23 protein-coding genes are annotated in these 20,350 nt (G+C 53.0%); 10 read left to right on the forward strand and 13 right to left on the reverse strand.

The genetic code is table 11. The features are described from left to right. Positions 1-21 precede the first annotated feature (21 nt). The 6 genes from MKZ15_RS08290 to MKZ15_RS08315 all read right to left on the reverse strand — a co-directional run bounded on the left by MKZ15_RS08290 (position 22) and on the right by MKZ15_RS08315 (position 4,805). Positions 22-792, reverse strand: coding sequence for a hypothetical protein (locus MKZ15_RS08290; protein WP_339821158.1), 771 nt, complete (start codon positions 790-792; stop codon positions 22-24). Then, positions 779-1,816, reverse strand: coding sequence for a M42 family metallopeptidase (locus MKZ15_RS08295; RefSeq protein ID WP_339821160.1), 1,038 nt, complete (start codon positions 1,814-1,816; stop codon positions 779-781). The genes MKZ15_RS08290 and MKZ15_RS08295 overlap by 14 nt, the downstream gene beginning before the upstream one ends. Positions 1,817-1,861: 45 nt before the next feature. Beyond that, positions 1,862-2,233, reverse strand: coding sequence for a lipopolysaccharide assembly protein LapA domain-containing protein (locus MKZ15_RS08300; RefSeq protein WP_339821161.1), 372 nt, complete (start codon positions 2,231-2,233; stop codon positions 1,862-1,864). A gap of 81 nt (positions 2,234-2,314) precedes the next feature. Further along, the gene (gene pepF, locus MKZ15_RS08305; RefSeq protein ID WP_213622107.1) at positions 2,315-4,105 is read right to left on the reverse strand and encodes an oligoendopeptidase F; all 1,791 of its coding nucleotides are present in this window, start codon (positions 4,103-4,105) and stop codon (positions 2,315-2,317) included. 249 nt (positions 4,106-4,354) lie between these two features. Then, positions 4,355-4,528, reverse strand: a complete 174-nt coding sequence (locus MKZ15_RS08310) for a hypothetical protein (RefSeq protein WP_193415408.1) — start codon at positions 4,526-4,528, stop codon at positions 4,355-4,357. A 43-nt stretch (positions 4,529-4,571) separates the two neighbouring features. Further along, positions 4,572-4,805 (reverse strand): hypothetical protein, encoded by a 234-nt coding sequence (locus MKZ15_RS08315; protein WP_155605027.1) that lies wholly within the window; start codon positions 4,803-4,805, stop codon positions 4,572-4,574. Positions 4,806-5,042: 237 nt separating this feature from the next. Here MKZ15_RS08315 and MKZ15_RS08320 point away from each other — a divergent pair, with 237 nt between their 5' ends. From MKZ15_RS08320 to MKZ15_RS08335, 4 genes are all read left to right on the forward strand, one after another. Continuing rightward, positions 5,043-5,240, forward strand: a complete 198-nt coding sequence (locus tag MKZ15_RS08320) for a cold shock domain-containing protein (protein ID WP_018750471.1) — start codon at positions 5,043-5,045, stop codon at positions 5,238-5,240. 167 nt (positions 5,241-5,407) lie between these two features. Beyond that, the gene (locus tag MKZ15_RS08325; RefSeq protein ID WP_339821164.1) at positions 5,408-6,427 is read left to right on the forward strand and encodes a WYL domain-containing protein; all 1,020 of its coding nucleotides are present in this window, start codon (positions 5,408-5,410) and stop codon (positions 6,425-6,427) included. Continuing rightward, complete coding sequence (locus MKZ15_RS08330) at positions 6,417-6,839, forward strand: VOC family protein (protein WP_213622106.1); 423 nt, start codon at positions 6,417-6,419, stop codon at positions 6,837-6,839. The genes MKZ15_RS08325 and MKZ15_RS08330 overlap by 11 nt, the downstream gene beginning before the upstream one ends. A gap of 21 nt (positions 6,840-6,860) precedes the next feature. After that, positions 6,861-7,748 (forward strand): prenyltransferase/squalene oxidase repeat-containing protein, encoded by an 888-nt coding sequence (locus tag MKZ15_RS08335; RefSeq protein WP_339821167.1) that lies wholly within the window; start codon positions 6,861-6,863, stop codon positions 7,746-7,748. 63 nt (positions 7,749-7,811) lie between these two features. On the opposite strand, the gene MKZ15_RS08340 is transcribed toward MKZ15_RS08335, so the two are convergent. Beyond that, positions 7,812-8,459 (reverse strand): nitroreductase family protein, encoded by a 648-nt coding sequence (locus MKZ15_RS08340; RefSeq protein WP_339821169.1) that lies wholly within the window; start codon positions 8,457-8,459, stop codon positions 7,812-7,814. A gap of 409 nt (positions 8,460-8,868) precedes the next feature. Beyond that, the gene (locus MKZ15_RS08345; RefSeq protein ID WP_213621907.1) at positions 8,869-10,062 is read right to left on the reverse strand and encodes an MFS transporter; all 1,194 of its coding nucleotides are present in this window, start codon (positions 10,060-10,062) and stop codon (positions 8,869-8,871) included. Between the two features lie 159 nt (positions 10,063-10,221). Between MKZ15_RS08345 and MKZ15_RS08350 the strand changes: the two genes are divergently transcribed. From MKZ15_RS08350 to MKZ15_RS08365, 4 genes are all read left to right on the forward strand, one after another. After that, positions 10,222-10,539 (forward strand): hypothetical protein, encoded by a 318-nt coding sequence (locus tag MKZ15_RS08350; RefSeq protein WP_155605033.1) that lies wholly within the window; start codon positions 10,222-10,224, stop codon positions 10,537-10,539. Between the two features lie 92 nt (positions 10,540-10,631). After that, entirely contained in the window at positions 10,632-11,711 is a 1,080-nt protein-coding gene (locus MKZ15_RS08355) for a tetraprenyl-beta-curcumene synthase family protein (protein WP_155605034.1), read from the forward strand. Between the two features lie 51 nt (positions 11,712-11,762). After that, on the forward strand, positions 11,763-12,734 hold the full coding sequence (gene pfkA, locus MKZ15_RS08360; protein WP_155605035.1) for a 6-phosphofructokinase: 972 nt from the start codon (positions 11,763-11,765) through the stop codon (positions 12,732-12,734). A 213-nt stretch (positions 12,735-12,947) separates the two neighbouring features. Next, a complete protein-coding gene (locus MKZ15_RS08365) occupies positions 12,948-13,163 on the forward strand; it encodes a DUF3906 family protein (protein WP_339821172.1) in 216 nt (71 codons plus the stop codon). A 45-nt stretch (positions 13,164-13,208) separates the two neighbouring features. On the opposite strand, the gene MKZ15_RS08370 is transcribed toward MKZ15_RS08365, so the two are convergent. The 4 genes from MKZ15_RS08370 to MKZ15_RS08385 all read right to left on the reverse strand — a co-directional run bounded on the left by MKZ15_RS08370 (position 13,209) and on the right by MKZ15_RS08385 (position 17,253). After that, positions 13,209-14,582 (reverse strand): MATE family efflux transporter, encoded by a 1,374-nt coding sequence (locus tag MKZ15_RS08370; RefSeq protein WP_213621905.1) that lies wholly within the window; start codon positions 14,580-14,582, stop codon positions 13,209-13,211. A gap of 96 nt (positions 14,583-14,678) precedes the next feature. Further along, the gene (locus MKZ15_RS08375) at positions 14,679-15,866 is read right to left on the reverse strand and encodes a putative glycoside hydrolase (protein WP_193414992.1); all 1,188 of its coding nucleotides are present in this window, start codon (positions 15,864-15,866) and stop codon (positions 14,679-14,681) included. 181 nt (positions 15,867-16,047) lie between these two features. Continuing rightward, a complete protein-coding gene (locus tag MKZ15_RS08380) occupies positions 16,048-16,242 on the reverse strand; it encodes a hypothetical protein (RefSeq protein WP_155605250.1) in 195 nt (64 codons plus the stop codon). Positions 16,243-16,425: 183 nt separating this feature from the next. Further along, a complete protein-coding gene (locus MKZ15_RS08385; RefSeq protein WP_193414993.1) occupies positions 16,426-17,253 on the reverse strand; it encodes a YitT family protein in 828 nt (275 codons plus the stop codon). 270 nt (positions 17,254-17,523) lie between these two features. Here MKZ15_RS08385 and MKZ15_RS08390 point away from each other — a divergent pair, with 270 nt between their 5' ends. Next, positions 17,524-19,113: a DEAD/DEAH box helicase gene (locus MKZ15_RS08390; RefSeq protein ID WP_339821177.1), complete on the forward strand. Its 1,590-nt coding sequence runs from the start codon at positions 17,524-17,526 to the stop codon at positions 19,111-19,113. Positions 19,114-19,179: 66 nt separating this feature from the next. On the opposite strand, the gene MKZ15_RS08395 is transcribed toward MKZ15_RS08390, so the two are convergent. After that, positions 19,180-19,281 (reverse strand): sporulation protein YjcZ, encoded by a 102-nt coding sequence (locus tag MKZ15_RS08395; RefSeq protein WP_082691542.1) that lies wholly within the window; start codon positions 19,279-19,281, stop codon positions 19,180-19,182. Positions 19,282-19,468: 187 nt separating this feature from the next. Here MKZ15_RS08395 and MKZ15_RS08400 point away from each other — a divergent pair, with 187 nt between their 5' ends. Next, positions 19,469-20,275: a DUF624 domain-containing protein gene (locus tag MKZ15_RS08400; protein ID WP_155605040.1), complete on the forward strand. Its 807-nt coding sequence runs from the start codon at positions 19,469-19,471 to the stop codon at positions 20,273-20,275. Positions 20,276-20,350: the final 75 nt, after the last annotated feature.

Raw genomic sequence — 20,350 nt, forward strand, 5'->3', positions numbered from 1 at the left:
CCACACGGCGTCTTTTTTCGTTCACCTTATCACAATAATCTGCCGCAAATCGCGGGAATCGCCGTTCAGTTTGGTTTCGGCAGCGTTGAGCTGCGCCGAACCGTCGCCGTCGAGGAAGATACCATCGACGAGCTGGCCGTCCGCGAGCGTCGCCTTGACGGCGCTGCGGAACGCTTCGGCCGTGCAGCGCGTAGGCGTGACGATCAGCCATAGCTGACCGTCCGCATCATAGGCGAGTCCGGAGCGGAGCCGGTCTTCATCCGGATTTGGCAGATGCTCCGCCTCAACCGCCGCTCGCCAGCCGGCAGCATCCTGTAGTTTCATGCTAACGCCGCCTTGAGCGAAATAGCAAGAGCGATCCGTGACGGAAAGCTCGTCTGCGGCGGAAGCCACCTGGACCGAGAAGCCGCCTGTGGCGCCGTCCCATACGAGCGTGCCGCGGGCGTATTTGGCGTTGTACCAGCCGGAGCCGTAAGCGCCAGCCGTGCCTTGAATCGGCTGGTCATTGTTCACCGCGATCGACAATACGGCATCGTTGTAAAAAAAACCGCCGTTGATGCCGTACACACGGTAACGCCCCAGCGGTTGATCCGCCGCTCGGAGCTCAATCCGTTCTGGATCGACGACCAAGGCATGCAGCTTGACTCCGTTCACCGCAGTAAGCTTATGATATTCATAATGATGGGGGAGCAAATAGCGGCTGCCCCAGCCGATCATCAGCAGGATACCGAGAAAGATCGCCCCAGCCGAAGCCGTGGCGATCCCCCAGCGCCGCCAATTAATCGGCCACATACGCGGCCAACAGGCGGGTTGTATTGATGACCGCCTGTTTATGGGTCCGTTCCATGGCATGCGAAGCATGCACGCCCGGCCCGATCAATGCGGCGCGAATATTGTGACCACCGTGCAACGCTGCCGAGGCATCGGAACCGTAGTGCGGATAAATATCGACCGCATGCGGGATGCCAAGGCCTCGGGCGAGCTCGATCAACCGGCTGGTCATGTCATAGTCGTAAGGGCCGGTGGAGTCCTTGGCGCAAATAGAGACATCGGTCTCTTTGCAACTCAAATCATCGCCCATCGCGCCCATGTCGACGGCGATCATTTCATTCACGCCGTCCGGGATCCAGGAGGCGCCATGCCCAACTTCTTCATAGTTGGAGATAAGGAAGACGAGGTCGTGCCGCGGCGTCCAGCCTTCTCGGCGGCTCGATTCCATCAGGCCGAACAGAGCAGCCACGCTGGCTTTGTCGTCCAGATGGCGGGACTTGATGTATCCGCTGGGTGTCATTACGGCACGGGCATCAAACGAAATGAAGTCGCCAACGGCAATGCCTAGCTTCAATACGTCGTCTTTGTTCTCCACGAGCTCGTCGATCCGCACCTCCATGTTCTTCTCCTCGCGTTTGAAGTCACGCGCATCGCTGTACACGTGAACGGAAGGATGGGTCGACAGGATTGTGCCGGTAAAGACCTGGCCGCTGCGGGTGTGGATCTGGCAGTATTCGTTCTCGATACTGTGCATCATAAATCCGCCAACGGATGTGATTGCCAGCGTCCCGTTCGAGCGGACGGCGCGCACCATGGCGCCGAGCGTATCAACATGGGCGCTGAGGGCGATGCGCCGGGAGGAATCACGGCCGGGCAGAGTCAAGATCGCACCGCCCTTTTCGTTAAAGCTGCAAGGCACGCCCAGCGCTTCGGCTTCACGCTCAATCAGCGACATGATCCCACGCGTGAACCCGCTTGGGCTTGGCGTATCCAGCAAGGTTTTCAGTAAATTTAACATATAGGTTTCATTTGGTTGAATATTCATGGGAAACCTCCTTCAGGGGTTTAGTCCGTGGTGCTCCATAACAGATTACGGCTGGTTGGAATCCTCTGCCGACTCGGTACCATTTCCGGTCTCCGTGTCGGTTTCGGCAGTTCTCTTCTTCCTGCCGCGTTCCGGTTTCTCAGGTTCCGGGAAGACATAGCCGGTTGCTTCTTGGATATGTACAAGCTTGGCATGTAAGCCTTTGACTTCGCGTTGCAGCCGGTAACCGCGGTATATGCCAAACGACCCGACGATAATGCCGCCGAGCAGCGTACTGCCGAGAATCAGCAAAATCAGCGGGAAGCTAACCGAGCCAAACAGCAGATTCACCTGGACCGGGTCGACGTTGATCACGGCAAACACAGCGGTAATCAAGGCGAAGATCAGAGCTAAAATCAAGGACCATTGAATTTTCATGAGGGTACACCTCCTTCTAGAACAGTATAAAATCCCTTGTCCGCTTGGGGCAAGGGATTTTGTGGAAGCCTTTAGCCTAGGTTACTTCGTCAATTGTTCCATTTGCTCGATGACGTTCTCGAACACGCTCATCGCTTCGCGGATCGGCTCCGGCGAGGACATGTCGACACCGGCTTTTTTCAGAATATTAATCGAGTAGTCACTGCCACCGCTCTTCAGGAAACCGAGGTAACGCTCAACCGCCGGCTTGCCATCTTCAAGGATTTGTTTAGAGAAGCTCGTCGCTGCGGAAAAACCGGTAGCGTACTTATACACATAAAAGCTCGTATAGAAATGGGGGATACGTGCCCATTCCATTTCGATATCTTGGTCAACGACCATGTCTTTACCGTGGTATTTTATGTTCAACTCGTAGTAAATCTCAGACAGCTCTTGCGGCGTCAGCGATTCTCCGGCTTCGGCGCGCTCGTGGATGAGCTTCTCGAATTCGGCGAACATCGTTTGCCGGAATAACGTCGTCCGGAACTGATCGGCGTAGTAGGTCAGCAGGTACAGCTTTTGCTTCGGATCGGTTGATTTTTTCAATAAGTAATCCATTAACAGCGCTTCATTGGTCGTCGAAGCGACCTCGGCCAGGAAGATGGTGTATTGAGCGTCCCGGTATTTCAAAGCTTCGTCCGAAAAATAAGAATGCAGCGCGTGGCCCATCTCATGCGCCAACGTGAACATGCTGTTCAGATTGTCCTTGTGGTTGAGCAGCACGTAAGGATGGGTGCCGTAGGCGCCCCAGCTGTATGCGCCGGTACGTTTGCCTTCGTTCTCGTACACGTCGATCCAGCGGTTCTCGAAGCCCTCGCGCAGCACCTTCAGGTAATCCTCACCCAGCGGCTGAAGGCCTTCCTCGACCATGCTCTTCGCATCATCATAAGTGATATCCCACTTGTATTCCTCGACTAACGGGGCGAACAGGTCATACATATGAAGTTCGTCGACGCCTAATAGCTTCTTGCGCAGCTTCATATAGCGTTGCAGGAGCGGCAAGCTCTCATGGACGGCATCGATCAGGTTCGTATACACTTCCTTCGGAATGTTGTCGCCATATAGGGACATTTCCAGGACAGAAGGGTATTTGCGGACCCGCGAATAGAACATGTTCTTATTCACATTCGCGCTCAGCGTGGAGGCGATGGTATTTTTTTGCTTACGATAGGTTTCGTAAACGGCTTTGAATGCCCGCTCGCGTACTTCGCGGTTGGGGTTCTCCAGGAACTGAATGTAGCTGCCGTGGGTTAAATCTACTTCGTTCCCGTTTTCGTCCTTGATTTTCGGGAATTTCATATCGGCATTGTTGATCATGCCAAAAATTTGCTGCGGCGCTTGCGACAAATTGCCAACCTGGGCGAGCAGCGCTTCTTCCGTTTTGCTCAGCACATGCGCTTTCTCGCGTTTGATTTCCTGCAAGGTGAACTTGTAGTCCGCAAGGGCAGGATCTTGAATCAGCTTGTCGAGCTCCTGCTCCGGCAAAGCCAGAATTTCCGGGGTAATAAAAGACAAGGCCTCGCTGACTTCCACGCTTAATTTCTTGGCTTTTTGCACAAGGGCCTGATATGTAGGGTTCGTTGTATCCTCGTCGTGATTGAGATGGGCGTAAACGTAAAGCCGCTCAATTTGCAACGATAACTCGTCTTCCAGCTCGAATACGGCTTTGATGCTCTCCGCATTGGTGAGCTTGCCTTCGAATTCGGCGGCTTTGTCTTTCAGCGTCTTAAGATCGTTGTACGATTTGTCCCAAGCGGCTTGGTCGGAAAACAAATCTTGCAGCTTCCACGTATTCTCCTGTGGTACCTCTGAACGTTTCAATACGGTGCTCATCGGAATCCTCCTTTGGGTTGGGTAAGATGATGAGGCAGGCTGACCAATCGCGGCGCTGCCTGGGAATGCGGCTGCCAGAAGGCAACCGGTCAACAGCAGGGGAATCGCACGTGGGGTGCGCTTGTGTCTCATACCGGAAAACCTCCCTTATTCGTGTCGGGAGCCCGATGTTAAGCTGGATCTCATGATCCAGTTGGCTTTGGGCATTTTCCTAGTATGGCCGTCTGCTGCAGGAAATATAGGGAATTGTCAGGCAAGGAAGCTGTAAATCATCAGCCCAAACGCCACCGCGATCATAATGACGGAGGCTAGGGCCAGGCCGCGCCGAAGGCGAGGCTGCAGGCGATCCTTGTTTAGGACAACCACGACGCCTAGCGCAAACGCGCAGATGATAAAAATAAGAAGGTTGGAACTATCCATCATAATTAATACTCCGTTTCGTACTGGAATGGTCCGGAGGGACGGGTTAAACCTGCTTAAAGGCGTTCATGATATCATCCCATTCCGTCTCGTTACCCGCGTATTCCTCCTTGGGAAACCGGCGTTTCACCCAATCCATGAGCGCGGGACGGCTAAGGAACGTATGCGACTCCTCGCCCCACTGGTCGGAAATTTCACGGAGTACGATGTACTTGCCTTGAACCTCTACCGTCATCATGTTCCATTTGTCTTTTTTGTATATTTCGTGCTTTTTGATCATCTCAGGCGTTCTCCAATCTTTGGCTTCGGTTTGCAGGTATGAAACCCGCGGATTAATGGTAATATTTTATGTAAAATGATAACTCACGCCCCCGAGGAAAGCAAATGAAACCGTACGTTCTAACGCGGGTTTTGGACCGTAAAGTTTGGGCGAACTGACACGTTGCATTGTCGTTGGGCATAGAGTATAATATGGGTATTCGTCAAAGATGACGATTATTTTTAGGAGGTTGTTCATTTGAAAGGTACAGTTAAATGGTTTAACGCAGAAAAAGGCTATGGCTTCATCCAAGTTGAAGGTGGCGAAGACGTATTCGTACACTTCTCCGCAATTCAAGGCGACGGATTCAAAACTCTAGAAGAAGGCCAAGCCGTTGAGTTCGAAATCACTGACGGTAACCGTGGTCCTCAAGCTGCTAACGTAATCAAATTATAAGATCACTTCCGTTTAACGGATCACTTATATAGTTTGGTTCCAAGCGCGATAATGAAAGGCACAGCTCTTTATAGGGCTGTGTTTTTTTGTATACATAGGACAATGGGTGACATTCTGTTGTCACCATTGCTTTGTTAAAGTGGATTTAACGGGAGGGGACGTAAGCGATGAAGCGGATGGATCGGATGATGGCGATCGTGATGGCGTTGCAGCAGCGGCCGGAGACGGCTCAGTCCTTGGCTGACAAGCTGGAGGTGTCCAAGCGGACGGTGCTCCGCGATATGCAGGCTCTGGCTGAGATCGGCATTCCGTTGTATGCGCTCTCAGGCCCTGGCGGCGGCTTCCGCCTCATGGACGGCTTCCGGCTGCCGCCGCTGCAGCTTGACGCCGGCGAGGCCCTGACCGTCCTGCTGGCCTTGGACGGCATGGGCAAATACAGCGGCAGTCCCTTCCGCGAGGCGAAATGGACCGTCGCCGACAAGATCCGCTCCGCTTTGCCCGAGCAGATGCTAGGGCAAATAGCTCCATTGCTCCGGCACGTGGAGATGGAGGTGCCGGAGCGCGGGACCCAGGCGCCGTTCCTCAGCGCCTTGATGGCTTATGCCGCCGGCGGGCAGTGGATCCGAGCGGAGTATCGCTCGGTGAATTATCGCCGGCAGCTGACGCTGAAACCTTTGCGCGTGTACGCCGCGCACGGGTTCTGGTATTGCGAAGCCGAGTCGCTTGCACACGGCGAGAAGCGAACGTTCCGCGTCGACCGGTTCGTAGAGGTCGACGAGACGTCTCCCCCACCGGATGCGGGTGCGGGAAGGGGAGAGGCCGCCATGCAGAGGCAACCCCTAACACGGGCCCCAAGGGAGGACTTCCGACTCCTTGTAAAACTGACGTACCGGGGCTCACTGCTGGCGGAGCAGGATCCGCATTTTGGCCAGGAGGTGCACCAAATAGGAGAGGAAGAATGGCGACTCGATTGCATCCTGCCAGGCTCGGAATGGGATTGGGCCGTATCGCATTTCTTCAGTTTAGGTCATGATGCGGAAGTGCTTGAGCCTTTGGCTCTGCGCGAGGAGCTTCATCAGCGGGCTGTGGAGCTGGCCGAGCTGTACCGGACAGGCCGGGTTACTCCGGCCCGTGAGACGGACGTAGGATACGAGAAGACTGGAGGGAGCAAGAATGATGAAACCTAGAATGACGGTATTGACGATCGGTGTGGAGGATTTGGAAAGGGCGCTGCGATTTTACCGGGATGGACTCGGCTGGGCGACCGACGGGATCGTGGGCCAGGAGTTCGAGCACGGGGCCGTCGCCTTTTTCGATTTGCAGGCGGGACTGAAGCTGGCGTTGTGGAAACGGGAAAGTATCGCGCATGATACCGGCCTTATCGTGCATGCTCCAAGCTCCACGGAGTTTACGCTAGGCCACAATGTGGCGAGCAAATCGGAAGTGGATCAGGTCATGGAGCAAGCTGAAGCGGCAGGGGCCAAGATTACCGTTCCTCCCCATGATACGTTCTGGGGCGGGTACTCAGGGTATTTTCAAGATCCGGACGGACATTTGTGGGAGGTTGTCTGGAATCCCGAGTGGATATTCGAAGCTTAATTGGCGAGGAGGAAGAGGGTTATGAGTGAACGGGGAGTGTTGGAACGGGCCGCAACTTTCATTTATTCGAATGCCCGGTTGTTGGATCGCAAACGGTTTGCTTATCATTTTGATGGAGGGACTGCGGAGGAGGTGCTGGGTGCGCTTCGACCGTACCAGAACGAGGATGGCGGCTTCGGCCATGCGCTTGAGGCGGATATGCGCGGCCCGCACAGCCAGCCGGTGGCCACTGAAACGGCGTTGCTGGTGATGCGTGAGGTCGGCGGTTTTGGATCGGATCTGCTGGACGGGGTGATCCGATATTTGCGCAGCATCACGCTTCCGGGTGGCGGCCTGCCGCGGGCAACGACGAATGTGAACCGATATCCGCATGCACCTTGGTGGGTCACTGAAGAGGACGGGGTTCCTTCGATCAACCCGACCGGAAGTATCGTGGGCATGTTGCTGGAGCAAAAGGAACGAACGGATTTCATTCGCGAGGATTGGTTTCAAAGCCATATTAATTTCTTGTGGAACCAGGTGGAGCAGGGGCTTCCCGGAGATTATCACGACGCTGCGCAGTGGATCGCCTTCTTGCAGCAGGTTCCTGACCGCGAGCGGGCGGCCTCACATCGATCTAGGTTGGATGAGTGGCTGACAGGTCCAAGCGGAATCGAAACCGATCCGCTGGCTCAAGGCTACGTCCACAAGGTGCTGGACTACGCGCCAACGCCGGACAGTTATGCGGCCAAGCTTGTCTCGGATCAGGAGGTGCAGCGGCATTTGGATTGGTTGCTGAGCACGCAGCAAGAAGATGGCGGATGGGCGCTGACTTTCCCGGGGACGAGTCCGGCTGCCGAGCAGGAATGGCGTGGCTGGCTAACCGTGGAAAATTTGAAGATACTGAAGGCTTACGGTCGGTTGTCCTAAGCGCAACAGAAAAAAGAGGCTCCTTTCAGCTGAGTGCTGAAAGGAGCCTCTTGGGGTTAACGCCTAATCAACGATCCGCAAAATATCAGCGACTTCCTTCCGAGGCACCGGCTTCGGCGAAATCGCCGGATGACCCAGCGCGATCACCATATTCACTCCACGGTCAGCGGGGATGTCGAGGAATTCGCGCAGCTTCTTTTCCGCCAGCAGCACTGGACCGGTCATCGGGCAAGTGGCCAGGCCTTTGGCATGCGCGGCGAGCATCAGGTTCTGGGCGGCTAGACAGCTGCTCTTCAGTCCTTCCTCTTCCCAAACCTCGGGAGCCACGAAGGCAATCGGGTCAAAAATTCTTTCCCGGAACTTGGACGTGTACGGGGTGGACAAGCACACGATTAACGCCGGCGCACCGGAAAAGGCGGTAGCGTAAGGGCCAAATGACTTCACCAATAGCTTGGCTTCCCGTTCCAGCCCTTGCTCCGCGGCGCGCGCTGCGGTTTCATGCAGGCTCTCCCAGGTGAAGTCCTCGATTTGTTTGATTTTATCGGTGTTCCTAACGACGATATATTCCCAGGTTTGCGAATTCGTGTCGCTGGGCGCATAACGGGCGCAATCGATGAGATCCTCAATATCGGCGAGGCTGACGGTTTCTTCGGTAAATTCCCGGATACTGCGGCGGGTTTTTAAGATGTCCCGGAACAAAGCGAAATCCATGCGTTTTCACCTGCTTCTTCATATTTAATACCAGGTACTATCATCTGATAGTAACTATTATATAGGAAGATATGTCCTTTGAACAGAGATAGAGTTAGAGTAGGGCCTGGTGAATGAGAAAGCCATATTTGGGGAGGGAGATCCGCATAGCGTGGACTCAGTTGACCAATCCGGGTACCGAAAAAGCTTAAGCGAGTAATGTATATGAAATATCGAATAGAAGTCGACATTTCAGGCGATTTCGGCAGAATGAGTATGAAATTTCATCTAAAATTGTGTTCAAGGAAGACGGTGGTCGGAATTCTATATGAAATATCGAATAGAAATTGCTTTTATGGGCTTCAGCGGAAAATTGGATATGAAAAATCGAATATAATTCAACATCGTATCGAATTTTCCATTTCTTAAGCTAAGCCTTATGTTCGAATTTCGAGGGACTGTTCGCTCCCGGCCCCTTCTGGAAATATCGGCTACCGAACCCGATGAACGCGACCGCTGCCGCGCCCATCGCGGTCAGGTAGAACGGCTGGCGGCCAAGCTGTTCGAACATCACACCGCCGAAGGTGCCGCTAAGAAGCCCGGCCAAGCTGGACCATACGATGGTGTACAAGGCCATGCCGGTCGCCCGGAATTCATCGGGGATCAGCCGGGTGAGCATGCGGATGGCCGTGACATAGAAGATGCCGAACGTTACGCCGTGCATCGCCTGGATGGCGAGGATGCCGTAGGCGGATCCGGTTAGTCCCATCAACAGGAACCGGACGGCGAACAGCAGGCTGGCTAGCAGTAGGAGCGGCAGTTCCTTATATTTTTCCCCATGGAAGCTGAGGTAGATGAACACAGGGATTTCCGACAGCGACGAGGCGAGCATCGCCCAGCCGATGAGATTTTCGCTCGCGCCGAGCTCCTTCAGGCTGATCGAGATAAACGCTTCGTTCATCCGCATGCCGATGGCCAGGCAGAAGACGCAGCCGAAGAACCAAAGAAGCTCTTTTTGACGCAGGATCGCCCAAATGCCCGACAGGTCCATCTTGGCTACGGATGTAGGCTGGTCCTTCACGAACAGGATGAACCCCAGCGCGAGTCCGGCGATCGCGATCGATACCCACATCGTGTTTGAGGAGCCTACCCGGGTCAAAACGTAACCGATAAGTAAGGCAAAGAAGGCGTATCCGAACGAACCAAACAGGCGGATGGAGATGAAATGGATGCCGTGCTGCTTGGCCGTAGAGATCACGATGGTGTCGGACAACGGGAAGACCGGATAGAAGAAGAAGTAAAATACGGTTATAACCGCCATGATGATAGAAAATGAGGTGGAGGCGGATAAGATAAACGTCAACGCGATTTGGCCGACCAGCAAGATGAGCAGGATCTTCTTAATCGTTTGGTAACGGTCGCTGGCTATACTCCACAGTAAATTGGAGACAAGCGAAATCATGGGGCCTAGGGCGTATAGCAAACCGATTTGGCTGGTCGAAAATCCAAGCTGGGCGTAAAATAGTGGGAAATAGGAGGAAACAAGGACACTTGTTCCGTATATTGTAAAGGTAAAGGCTCGTAGCCATCCGATATCGGGGCTGACCGTAGTTTTCCGATTCATGGGGTTCTGTACTCCGTTTCTGCAGTCAGATCATTGTGCGCTTAGTGCGGTTATGGTTAGTATGCTTGCAAGTATACCAGAAATTAAGAGGTTCGGCGGCAACAAATTTACGCTCCGTTTATGTAAAACCCTTATACTGATCTCTAGGAGGTTATCGCCATGAAGGATTGTTTTGTTTACGATGAGCGCCTGGGCATTCACGTGCCGGTGCTGGAGCGTCCCTTTGACGAATACGAGCGGGAGGAACGGCTGGCGATGATCGCCTATTGGGAAGAGATCCGCGGACGGATTCCAAGCAAAGTCATGGTGCTGGAACGGTCGATTGAGCACATGCTGGGCGAGATGAGTAATGAGTCCGATTTCGAGCGCAGCTGTCGTCTCAACGGCGAAATCGCCGAGCTGGCCAGCCGAATTAACGATCTGCATATTTGGTACCGGACAACCCAGGATGAGCCCTCCGTCAAAAGGCATTTGTGATTTTGTTTATTTGTGCTAAAAGTTGGATCATATTATAATATAGAATGGTTTTCAGATAGGCCGTTTTTTAACAACGCAGTGGAGGCAGGCCATTGATTGAACTTGAGCAAAGCCGAAACCAATTCCCGAAGGAGCCGATCCGGCTGATGAGTCGGGTTTATAAGTTTATTTTGCCGGATGTCCGTCAGGAGCTGGATCGTTGGAGGAAGGATGCCGAAGAGATCCCCGATCCTGAACTGCGGCGGCAAGCTTTGGCCAGCATCGCCACGAAAGAGTTCCATTGCCAGGGCGGTGCCGTATATGCGGCCGCAAACTTGCGGATGCGCCACGTATTGATCCCTCTCATCGTTGCGTTCCAAACCATCAGCGATTATTTGGACAATTTATGCGACCGAAGCACTTCCAAGGACCCTGAGGATTTCCGACTCTTGCACCAGAGTATGCTGGATGCGGTAGACCCTGATGCGGCGCTGCGGAACTACTATGCCCTTCGCGAGGAGCAGGACGATGGTGGTTATCTGCACCGGCTGGTTGGGACTTGCCAAGCGAACATCGATGAGCTCCGCGGATACCCGGCGGCGATGCCGTACATCGTTGACCTCGTAGGACTTTATACGGATCTGCAGGTGTACAAGCACATCGACCCGCAGGAGCGCGAGGCTAAGCTGCTAAGCTGGTGGGCGAACCACGAGTATCGTGCGCCGCAATTGCGATGGAACGAGTTCGCGGCAGCGACGGGTTCAACTCTCGGGGTGTTTATGTTGTTCTTGGCGGCAAGTCACGACGGGTTGGACGAGAAAAGCGCAAAAACGATCCACGACGCTTATTTTCCGCATGTTTGCGGGCTACATATTATGTTGGACTATCTGATCGATCAAGCGGAAGATGAGCTTGGCGGGGATTTGAACTTTTGCAGTTACTACGATAGCAAGGAAACGATGTTGGGCCGAATCACGTTGATCGTCGAGGGAGCGCGGCAGGATATTCGGAAGTTGCCCGCTTCCTCGTTTCATAGGATGATCATTGAAGGCTTGCTGGCCCTCTATTTATCCGACCCGAAGGTCAGCCAGCAGGACGAAATTCGCGAGGTATCCAAACGGTTGATGCGGCGAAGCCCGCTTATGCGGTTGTTCTTCTTCGCTAACAGCCTGTGGATTCGCAAGCATCTTTAGAAAACTGGAGCAATGCTAACTTTACTTACAACCGAATTAGGAGGAATTATCATGTCAGCAGTTAAAAAAATCGCAGTCCTTACCAGCGGAGGAGACTCCCAGGGCATGAACGCGGCCTTACGCGCCGTTGTACGAAGCGGGTTGTTCTACGGCCTGGAAGTGTACGGCATTCAACGCGGATATCAAGGTTTGCTCAACAATGATATTTTTCAAATGGACATCCGCAGCGTCGGCGATATCATTCAACGTGGGGGGACGATTCTCCAATCCGCACGTTGCCTGGAGTTCAAAACGCCGGAAGGCCAACAACGGGGCGCGGAGATTCTGCGCGAACACGGGATCGATGGCCTGGTCGTTATCGGCGGCGACGGTTCTTATCAAGGTGCCGAGAAGCTGAGCAAGCTCGGTATCAAAACGATGGGGCTGCCAGGGACCATCGACAATGACATCTCCTTTACGGATTACACCATCGGTTTCGATACGGCGGTGAGCATCGTGGTGGATGCAGTGAACAAGCTGCGTGATACGATGTCCTCCCATGAACGGGCTTCGGTTGTGGAAGTGATGGGCCGTCATTGCGGCGACATCGCATTGCATGCCGGGTTGGCTGCCGGTGCGGAGACGATCCTCGTACCAGAGGTGCCGTTTGACCTGAACGAAGTAGCGGACCGCATGAAGCAGAACTTTGAAAAAGGCAAACGCCACAGCATCGTGATCGTAGCCGAAGGCGTGGGCAGCGGCGAGGACGTGGTGCAGGCGATCAAGCAACGCCAGCCTTCCGTGGAGCCGCGTGCAACCGTGTTGGGTCATATCCAACGCGGCGGATCGCCAACGCCGTTCGACCGCAACCTGGCCAGCCGCCTCGGCGACTTCGCCGTGCGCAGCCTGATCGCCGGCGAGTCGAACAAAGCCTGCGGCATGATTGGCGGCGAAATGATCTTGACCGACATCGAGAAGGTTGTCAGCACGAAGAAGCCGTTTAACATGGAGCTGTACGAGCTGGCATCGCGTTTGTCGCAATAAATAGATGAGTTAGATCGTTAGAGGAGCCGAGCCGGGAGGAATCCCGGCTCGGCGTGTTGTTCTGGAGTATGGCGGAGCCTCTACCTTTTCGGGTGGAAATGTTGCAAATTAGGCAACATGATCAATTTGTTCGGAGCGGAAAAGCTCAGTCTAGGCGAACCCTCCCGCTTCTGCTACAATCGAACGCATAGCTGATGAAGGGGGAAGGTACATATGTATCTGTATCGATTGGAGGCGGAAACCTCCGCCGGTGCATTCGTGATCGTCATCGCCTCCGAGGAAGAGGAGAAGGCATTTGCCGCAGCCGAGGGGCATTTGCAGCGGCAGGTGTTGCCCGCACCCGCAGTCACGGAGTTGTCGATCGTGGAGAAGAAACGGATCGCGCCCGGGGCCGGCTACGTAGTGGCAACCGACAGCATGCCGCGTTAAAAAGAGAAGCCCGTGACCTTCCATCGGTCACGGGCTTCTCATCATTTATTGCGCATCCGCCGGACGAATCTGTCGGCTGCTAAACCGACGCTGGATCACGACCAGACGATACAGCAACAGGACGGCGGCTACGGCTAGGCCGGTAATGAGGCCAATCCAGTAGCCGTATGGGCCCTGAGGAGTGTAGTTGGCTAGGACGAAGCCAAACGGCAGCCCGATGACCCAATAGGCCAACAGAGAGATCCAGAAGCCGGGGCTAACGTCCTTGTACCCACGCAGCACGCCTTGCGTTGGCGTGGCGATGGCATCCGAGATCTGGAAGAAGATCGCATACACCAGGAAGTGCTTGATCAGCGAGACGACTTCGAGTTCGCTCGAATAGAGCTGCGCGACACCTTGGCGGAACAACAGCAACAGGACGGCGGTGGCCAAAGACAAGGCCGCGGCAGTCCCAATGCCAAGGGCCGCGTATTGCCGGGCATCCTTCAGCCGGGAAGCGCCGGTCTCGAAGCCGACGAGGATCGTTAGCGCCAGACAGATGCTGAGCGGGATCATATATAGCGTCGAGGCGAAATTGTTCGCCGCTTGATGAGCAGCGATCGTCAGCGTGTCGAATCGGCTCATCAGCAGCGTTACGGCGGCGAAAACGGCCGTCTCGAAGAAGATCGCGAAGCCGATCGGCACACCCAGTTTCATCAGTTCGCGCCATTTGGCCAGCGAGATGCGATGCAGCTTGCGAAAGACGCCGTATGAGGCGAACGGTTCTTGCCGATGTACGATCCACAAAGCGATTAGAAAGATGCACCAATACGTAAAGGCCGTGGCGATTCCGGAACCGATGCCGCCAAGACGAGGGAAGCCGCCGTGTCCAAATATAAGCAAGTATCCAGCGCCCACGTTTAGCGGGAGGGAGATCAGCGTAATCATCATCGATATCCGGGTTTGTCCCAGCGCATCGATAAACGAGCGCAGTACGATATAGCCGAACAACGGAACAATTCCCGTGGAAATCGCCACTAGGAAATAGAAGGCGACATGATGCACCTTGGGTTCCAGGTCCATCGTGTTCAGCAGGGGAGAGATCGAGAATGCCCCGACGAGCAGCACGACCAAGCTCACGGCCACCGACAACCATATTGCCTGGATGACGTGATAGCCGACCTTGTTACTCTGACCGCCGCCAACCAATTGCGAAACGATGGGCGTGATGCCCATGAGGATACCGCTAAGTCCGGTTTGTACCGGGATCCAAAGGCTTGAGCCGATGGCCGTACCCGCAAGGTCAGCCGGACTGGCATGGCCGGACATCATCGTATCGAAGAAGGTCATCAGGGACATCGTCACCTGGGTGACCAGGATGGGGATCAAAATGCGTAAAAATTGCCCATATTTTTGTTTTAACGTGTATGTTTGATTCATAAGCCGACATATCTCCGATCCTCAAAGGGTTACTTTACGTTCAAGCGAAACCAAACCCGGGCAGAAAGGCCCGGGTTTGATGGCTTTGCAGCATTATTATTCATAAGCGACGCCGGAAGTATAACGGTTGGAGGCGTTCCACAACAGAAACTCATCCACCTTCATTTCCTTCAGCGCCCGGATTTGTTCTTCCACTTCATGTTTGCCGTATTTGATGTAATGTCCGCTTCCCAGCCAACTGGCGGTAAAGTCCTGAATCCAAGGCCGGATAATCGGCTGCTTTTCTCCCAGCTCCGAAAGCTTTGTTTGCGTATCCTGTACCGCGCCCTTGATCGTCTGATAAGGGGCTTTGTCGGGATCCTTGGCATTAAACCATCCGGTTGTGTAATGGCTTGGATAGATCATCGGACAAATCACGTCGACATTGTCGGAGATTTTCACGAAATCCTGACCAATTCCTTCGGCCGCTGGCACCGATGCCGCGTATCCGAAGATATCCACCGAAACCCGGATCCCTAACGGTTCGAGCTCATCTTTGGCATACTTGACGAAGGAGGAGACGGCGTCGACGCGGCTCATCTCACTTTTTGTATAGCTCAGACTATCCGCCCGTTTCTCAAAGCCTTCGGGGAACCGAACGTAGTCAAATTGGATTTCCTTGAAGCCGAGCTTAGCCGCTTCCTTGGCGATGGCGATATTATAGTCCCAAACCTCTTTACTGTAGGGATTCACAAAGCTGTCGCCTTTGCCGTTGCTCCACACGGATCCATCCTTGTGACGGAACGAGAGCTCCGGATGCTTCTTGGCCAGAATCGTATCCTTAAACACCACGATTCGGGCGATCGGATAAATATCATGCTTCTGCAAGCGAGCCATTAATGCATCGATGTCACGGATGAATGGCTGCGGTTTCCCCAATTTATTCAGCTCGGCGTTATCCGTCTTGTACGTGATATAACCCAGATCATCCTTGATATCGATCACCATCGCGTTCAGCTCGGTCTTGTCGACGAGATCGACCAGTTGGCTCATACGGGATCCCCCGGCACTGTATGCAGTAACATAAATGCCTTTGACTTTGGGAGCGTCGACCTGAGGATCTTCTTTCAGATCGGATGGTTTGATAGGATTGTCCAGGCGCCCCTCCGCTAGATTCACCGAGAAGGTGTGGGTAACGGATGCCATCATGGAGTTCGCCGGTTCCATCCCCGCGGCTTGCTCCTGCGGCGCTGCTCCACTGCCTGTACTCAAGGCCAGAAGTAGTAGTGTCCAGATGATGTTCATGATATCTCTCCCTTGTTTGCAATCGCTACTTATTATATCGGAAGAACGGCCTTCAGAAGGAACAGGAATGTCACAATTGGTAAAAAGTTTCAGAGATTCATAGAAGAAAAAAACGCAAAAAAGTCGTTTCCTTTGCCGAAGCAAAAGAAACGACTCCGTCGTGCTTGTAAGCGTTACATATTTAATGAAGAAACGCCGGGTTTTGATGCTCGCAGATGCTGAATTGAATAATCTCCAGCGCGTCCTGCGGTTCCAAGATGGTCATGCCATCCCGGAGGAGGATCGTCGAATTCAGTTCCCTTTGGTTCAGAAATAGCAACATATCCGGAAACCACTTCTTAACGATCTGTTCCAGTTTTACCGTTTCCATTTCCATTTCCACATCCATCACCCTTTCCTTTCAGAATCATTCACTGCGGAATCAATCCTAAATCGGAAAAGCAAAAAGCCTGTGAAATACGGGGTAAAGCTGAACCCTTTGAAGTTACAAAGGAACCGCTGTGATTATTATAACAAAGAAGCAGCCGATTGGAAACGGCCGCTTCTTTCAGGAAAACGCTTAACGACGGCGGAACGAGCCCATTACCCCGACGGTTTCCACAATATTGACGAAGGCGCTGGAATCGGTTTGTTTGATGATTTCCCGCAGTTCCGCCAGTTCATAACGGGTTGTGACGGTCATCAGCATATCTTTTTCTTTATGGGAAAAAGCGCCCTGAGTCTTGATCAATGTCACGCCGCGGGGCAGCGACAATAGCCGCTCGAGCATCACTTCCGTTTTGTCGGTGATAATAAACAACGTCACTTTGATATGGCTGATATGGATCAGATCGACGACCTTGCCGGAAATATAGATGGAGACCATCGAGGCCAACGCCAGATCCCAATTCCCTTCCAGATAGCCCATCGCTAGAATGACGATGCCGTTAAGTCCGACAATGACGTTGCCGACCGGAAAATCGCGAAAGCGGGTTACGATCGAACCCACAATGTCGAATCCGCCGGACGAGCCCCCGACGCGGAACGAGATGCCGCTGCCGATGCCCACCAGCACACCGCCAAATACTGCCGAGAGCAGCGTATCCGATGACAAAAGCTTGTCCGGTGTCGGAATCAGGGCAATGAGCCAGGTCGTGGTCGCAACCGATAAGATGCTTAAACCGATAAACCGTTTCCCCAGCAAGAATAATCCGGCGATTAAAAGCGGCACGTTATATGCCAGATACATCGTACTGATGCTGAGCGGAGAAAAATAGGCGGTCAGCATCGCCAAACCGGACACTCCGCCGCTGAGCAAATGGAGCGGTACGAGGAACAGATTAAAACCCGCGGCGATCATGGCAGCCCCGAGCACAATGACTATTGCATTCCTAATTTCCTTAAACACAATCTTTCACCTCACGAAAATAAAGGAAGTATCCCAACCCGCTTGCTGGTATTCCGTTTATATTTTGTGCTATAATACTTGAGATGTTCTTGAGTAGGTACTCTTTTCCAGTTTTCAGACTAGACCTATGTAAAATTTACAGGCGGATTGGACAGCCTATAAACGATTAAATTGAAGTTCAAAAGATGTTTTTTGAACAACCTTTTAAACGCTACTTAAGAATACCGTTAAGCCGGTGGAATGTCCACTATATAGAAGGAGCATGATACATTGAACACATTCACAGATTTCGGCCTAGAGCCTAAAGTATTGCAAGCCATTACGGAACTTGGATTTGAAGAAGCGACGCCGATTCAGGCCAAATCGATCCCGATCGCTATGGCAGGGCGCGACATGATCGGACAGGCGCAAACCGGGACAGGAAAGACCGCAGCCTTCGGCTTGCCGCTCATTAACAAAATTCCTAAAGAAGAAGATCGTATCGTCGCACTGATTATGACGCCAACCCGCGAGCTGGCCATTCAGGTCGCCGAAGAAATCGGTAAGCTCTCCCGTTTTAAAGGTACGCGTTCTCTTCCTATCTACGGCGGACAAGACATCGTACGCCAAATTCGCGCTTTGAAGAAGAAGCCTCAAATTATTATCGGCACACCGGGCCGTTTGCTTGACCACATTAACCGGAAAACGATTAAACTTGACGATGTACAAACCGTCGTTCTCGACGAAGCCGACGAAATGTTGGATATGGGCTTCATGGAGGACATTCAATCGATCCTGAAGCTGGTGCCTGAAGAGCGTCAAACCATGCTGTTCTCCGCAACGATGCCGGCGAATATCCAGAAGTTAGCCCAACAATTCCTGAAGGATCCGGAGCATGTGTCGGTCATTCCGAAACAAGTTAGCGCCCCGTTGATTGACCAAGCGTACATCGAGGTTCAAGAACGCCAGAAATTCGACGCTTTGACCCGTTTGCTTGACATGGAATCGCCGGAGCTCGCGATCGTGTTCGGCCGGACGAAACGCCGTGTCGACGAATTGTCCGAAGCCTTGCAGAAACAAGGCTATTCCGCCGATGGTCTGCACGGCGACCTGTCGCAGAACCAGCGCGATAACGTGATGCGTAAATTCCGTGACGGAAGTATCGACGTGCTGGTAGCAACCGACGTAGCCGCACGTGGTTTGGACGTATCCGGCGTGACCCACGTCGTGAACTTCGACCTGCCGCAGGATCCGGAAAGTTATGTGCATCGGATCGGCCGTACCGGCCGTGCCGGCAAAGAAGGGGCGGCTTGGTCCTTCGTGACGCCGCGCGAAATCGATCACCTGCGCTTTATCGAGCGGATTACACGCCATAAGATCGCCCGCAAGCCGCTGCCGAGCATCGCTGAAGCGATTGAAGGCAAACAGCGCATTATTGCTGAGCGTTTGATTGAGCTGGTGGAGAACAATGAAATGAACGAAAATAAAGGCATCGCGATCCAATTGCTGGAGCAATACGATTCGGTGAACCTGCTGGCAGCTGCATTCAAGCTGATTACAGGGGACAAGAACGAGAAAACCAATGTTGAACTGACGCCGGAAGAACCGATTCGCGTGAAACGTCGCAATCCGGATATCCGTTCCAGCGGACGGAAGCCGTCGGGTTACGGCAACCGCACGGGCGGAGGCGGAGGCGGGGGCTACCGCCGCGATTCCCAAAGCGGCAGCCGCGGGGGTTACAACAAAGGCGGAGGCTATAGCCGCGATGGTGGACGCGACTCCTACCGTTCTTCCGACCGCAAGCCACGGACCGGTTCGGGGGGCGGAGAACGCAGACCTTCTTCTTCCAAATACAATGACAACCCTTCGTTCGACAACTAAGGTGAGTCTGTCATAATCTCAACAAAAAGAAGACGGAGGAATCTCCGTCTTCTTCGTTTTTGTTCATTACAGAAGGATCGTACGGCTCACGATAACGAGCAGAATGAACAATACCAGAATCGTACCCGTAGAGGTCCAGAAACCTCCGCCATATCCTACACCGGACAAGTGATAACCTCCTTTGATGATGTTGAAGTTTTGAAGTTACGGTATATACTATGGCACAGGGGCCCTCTTAGATTAGACGCTTACCCAAAGCAGAGCAAATTAGGCGCTGGAACGAGTTGGACGAATCATGTATAGTTAATATAGGCAGAGCTATTGCACTATACAATGCTTGAGAGGAGATCTTTACTTGGAATACAAAGGTTTTATGGGTGGATTTTATAGAATCACCGAATGGATTATGCGGATCGCCGGCAGTAACCTGTTGTGGCTGCTGTGTTCGTCGCCGTTTATGATCGTACTTGCGATGAAGCTGTTGCTGGTGCTGCAGTCGCCGACTCCTCAGCCGGAGACGTTGACGATTTGGATTATGGGTATATTGGCACCGTTTACACTGTTTCCGGCAACCGCCGCTTTATTTTCCGTGACTCGGAAATGGGTGATGGGAGAAAGCGATTTGAGCATCATCAAAGTCTATTTCAAAGGATACAAGGAAAACTACAAGCAGAGCATGATCGGCGGCATTTTCTATACGGTTTTGTTTGCGATTATGTACGTGGATTATGAAGTCTACATGAACCAGATGAACAATCTGCAGATGATCGGCATGGTGATGCTGTTCTTCCTGTTGATTCTGTTCCTGTCTTTGTTTAACTTCTTTTCGCTTGTTGCACATTACCATCTTGGAGCGTTTCAACTGATCAAAAATGCAATCCTGTTCACCATTCTCCGGCCGTTCCGAACCTTGTCCACGCTCATTTGTGCGGGCGTACTTGGGTTTCTGACCTTACGCTTTGGCTGGTTGATCTTCTTTGGTTTTGGCAGCCTGACCGCATTCGTTGCGTTCTACAATTTCTATATTGCTTACAACAAGATACAGGAGAAGGTAGAGCGGATGCGCCAATCTGAAGATGCGTCGAATGTCAGCAATTCGGCACAGGACGACGAGGATTTGGCCCTGGATTTGCCGACAAGCGAGGAGAAGGAAAAGGATTGACTTTGCGGCCTGACTTTACCATCATCTTCCTTGCCCGGTGAGTTTACAATTGCTTAACGAAGCCGTATAATAGGT

Origin of the sequence: Paenibacillus sp. FSL R7-0216 (genome assembly GCF_037969915.1) — a bacterium.
Lineage (GTDB): Bacteria > Bacillota > Bacilli > Paenibacillales > Paenibacillaceae > Fontibacillus > Fontibacillus rhizolycopersici.

Coding starts and splice junctions, on each gene's coding strand:
- MKZ15_RS08330 (WP_213622106.1), top strand. CDS start 6,417: ATGAAACCTAGAATGACGGTATTGACGATCGGTGTGGAGGATTTGGAA.
- MKZ15_RS08350 (WP_155605033.1), top strand. CDS start 10,222: ATGAAGGATTGTTTTGTTTACGATGAGCGCCTGGGCATTCACGTGCCG.
- MKZ15_RS08340 (WP_339821169.1), bottom strand. CDS start 8,459: ATGGATTTCGCTTTGTTCCGGGACATCTTAAAAACCCGCCGCAGTATC.
- pepF (WP_213622107.1), bottom strand. CDS start 4,105: ATGAGCACCGTATTGAAACGTTCAGAGGTACCACAGGAGAATACGTGG.
- MKZ15_RS08380 (WP_155605250.1), bottom strand. CDS start 16,242: ATGGAAATGGAAACGGTAAAACTGGAACAGATCGTTAAGAAGTGGTTT.
- MKZ15_RS08310 (WP_193415408.1), bottom strand. CDS start 4,528: ATGATGGATAGTTCCAACCTTCTTATTTTTATCATCTGCGCGTTTGCG.
- MKZ15_RS08290 (WP_339821158.1), bottom strand. CDS start 792: ATGTGGCCGATTAATTGGCGGCGCTGGGGGATCGCCACGGCTTCGGCT.
- MKZ15_RS08295 (WP_339821160.1), bottom strand. CDS start 1,816: ATGAATATTCAACCAAATGAAACCTATATGTTAAATTTACTGAAAACC.
- MKZ15_RS08365 (WP_339821172.1), top strand. CDS start 12,948: ATGTATCTGTATCGATTGGAGGCGGAAACCTCCGCCGGTGCATTCGTG.
- MKZ15_RS08335 (WP_339821167.1), top strand. CDS start 6,861: ATGAGTGAACGGGGAGTGTTGGAACGGGCCGCAACTTTCATTTATTCG.
- MKZ15_RS08300 (WP_339821161.1), bottom strand. CDS start 2,233: ATGAAAATTCAATGGTCCTTGATTTTAGCTCTGATCTTCGCCTTGATT.
- MKZ15_RS08325 (WP_339821164.1), top strand. CDS start 5,408: ATGAAGCGGATGGATCGGATGATGGCGATCGTGATGGCGTTGCAGCAG.
- MKZ15_RS08315 (WP_155605027.1), bottom strand. CDS start 4,805: ATGATCAAAAAGCACGAAATATACAAAAAAGACAAATGGAACATGATG.
- MKZ15_RS08370 (WP_213621905.1), bottom strand. CDS start 14,582: ATGAATCAAACATACACGTTAAAACAAAAATATGGGCAATTTTTACGC.
- MKZ15_RS08345 (WP_213621907.1), bottom strand. CDS start 10,062: ATGAATCGGAAAACTACGGTCAGCCCCGATATCGGATGGCTACGAGCC.
- MKZ15_RS08375 (WP_193414992.1), bottom strand. CDS start 15,866: ATGAACATCATCTGGACACTACTACTTCTGGCCTTGAGTACAGGCAGT.
- pfkA (WP_155605035.1), top strand. CDS start 11,763: ATGTCAGCAGTTAAAAAAATCGCAGTCCTTACCAGCGGAGGAGACTCC.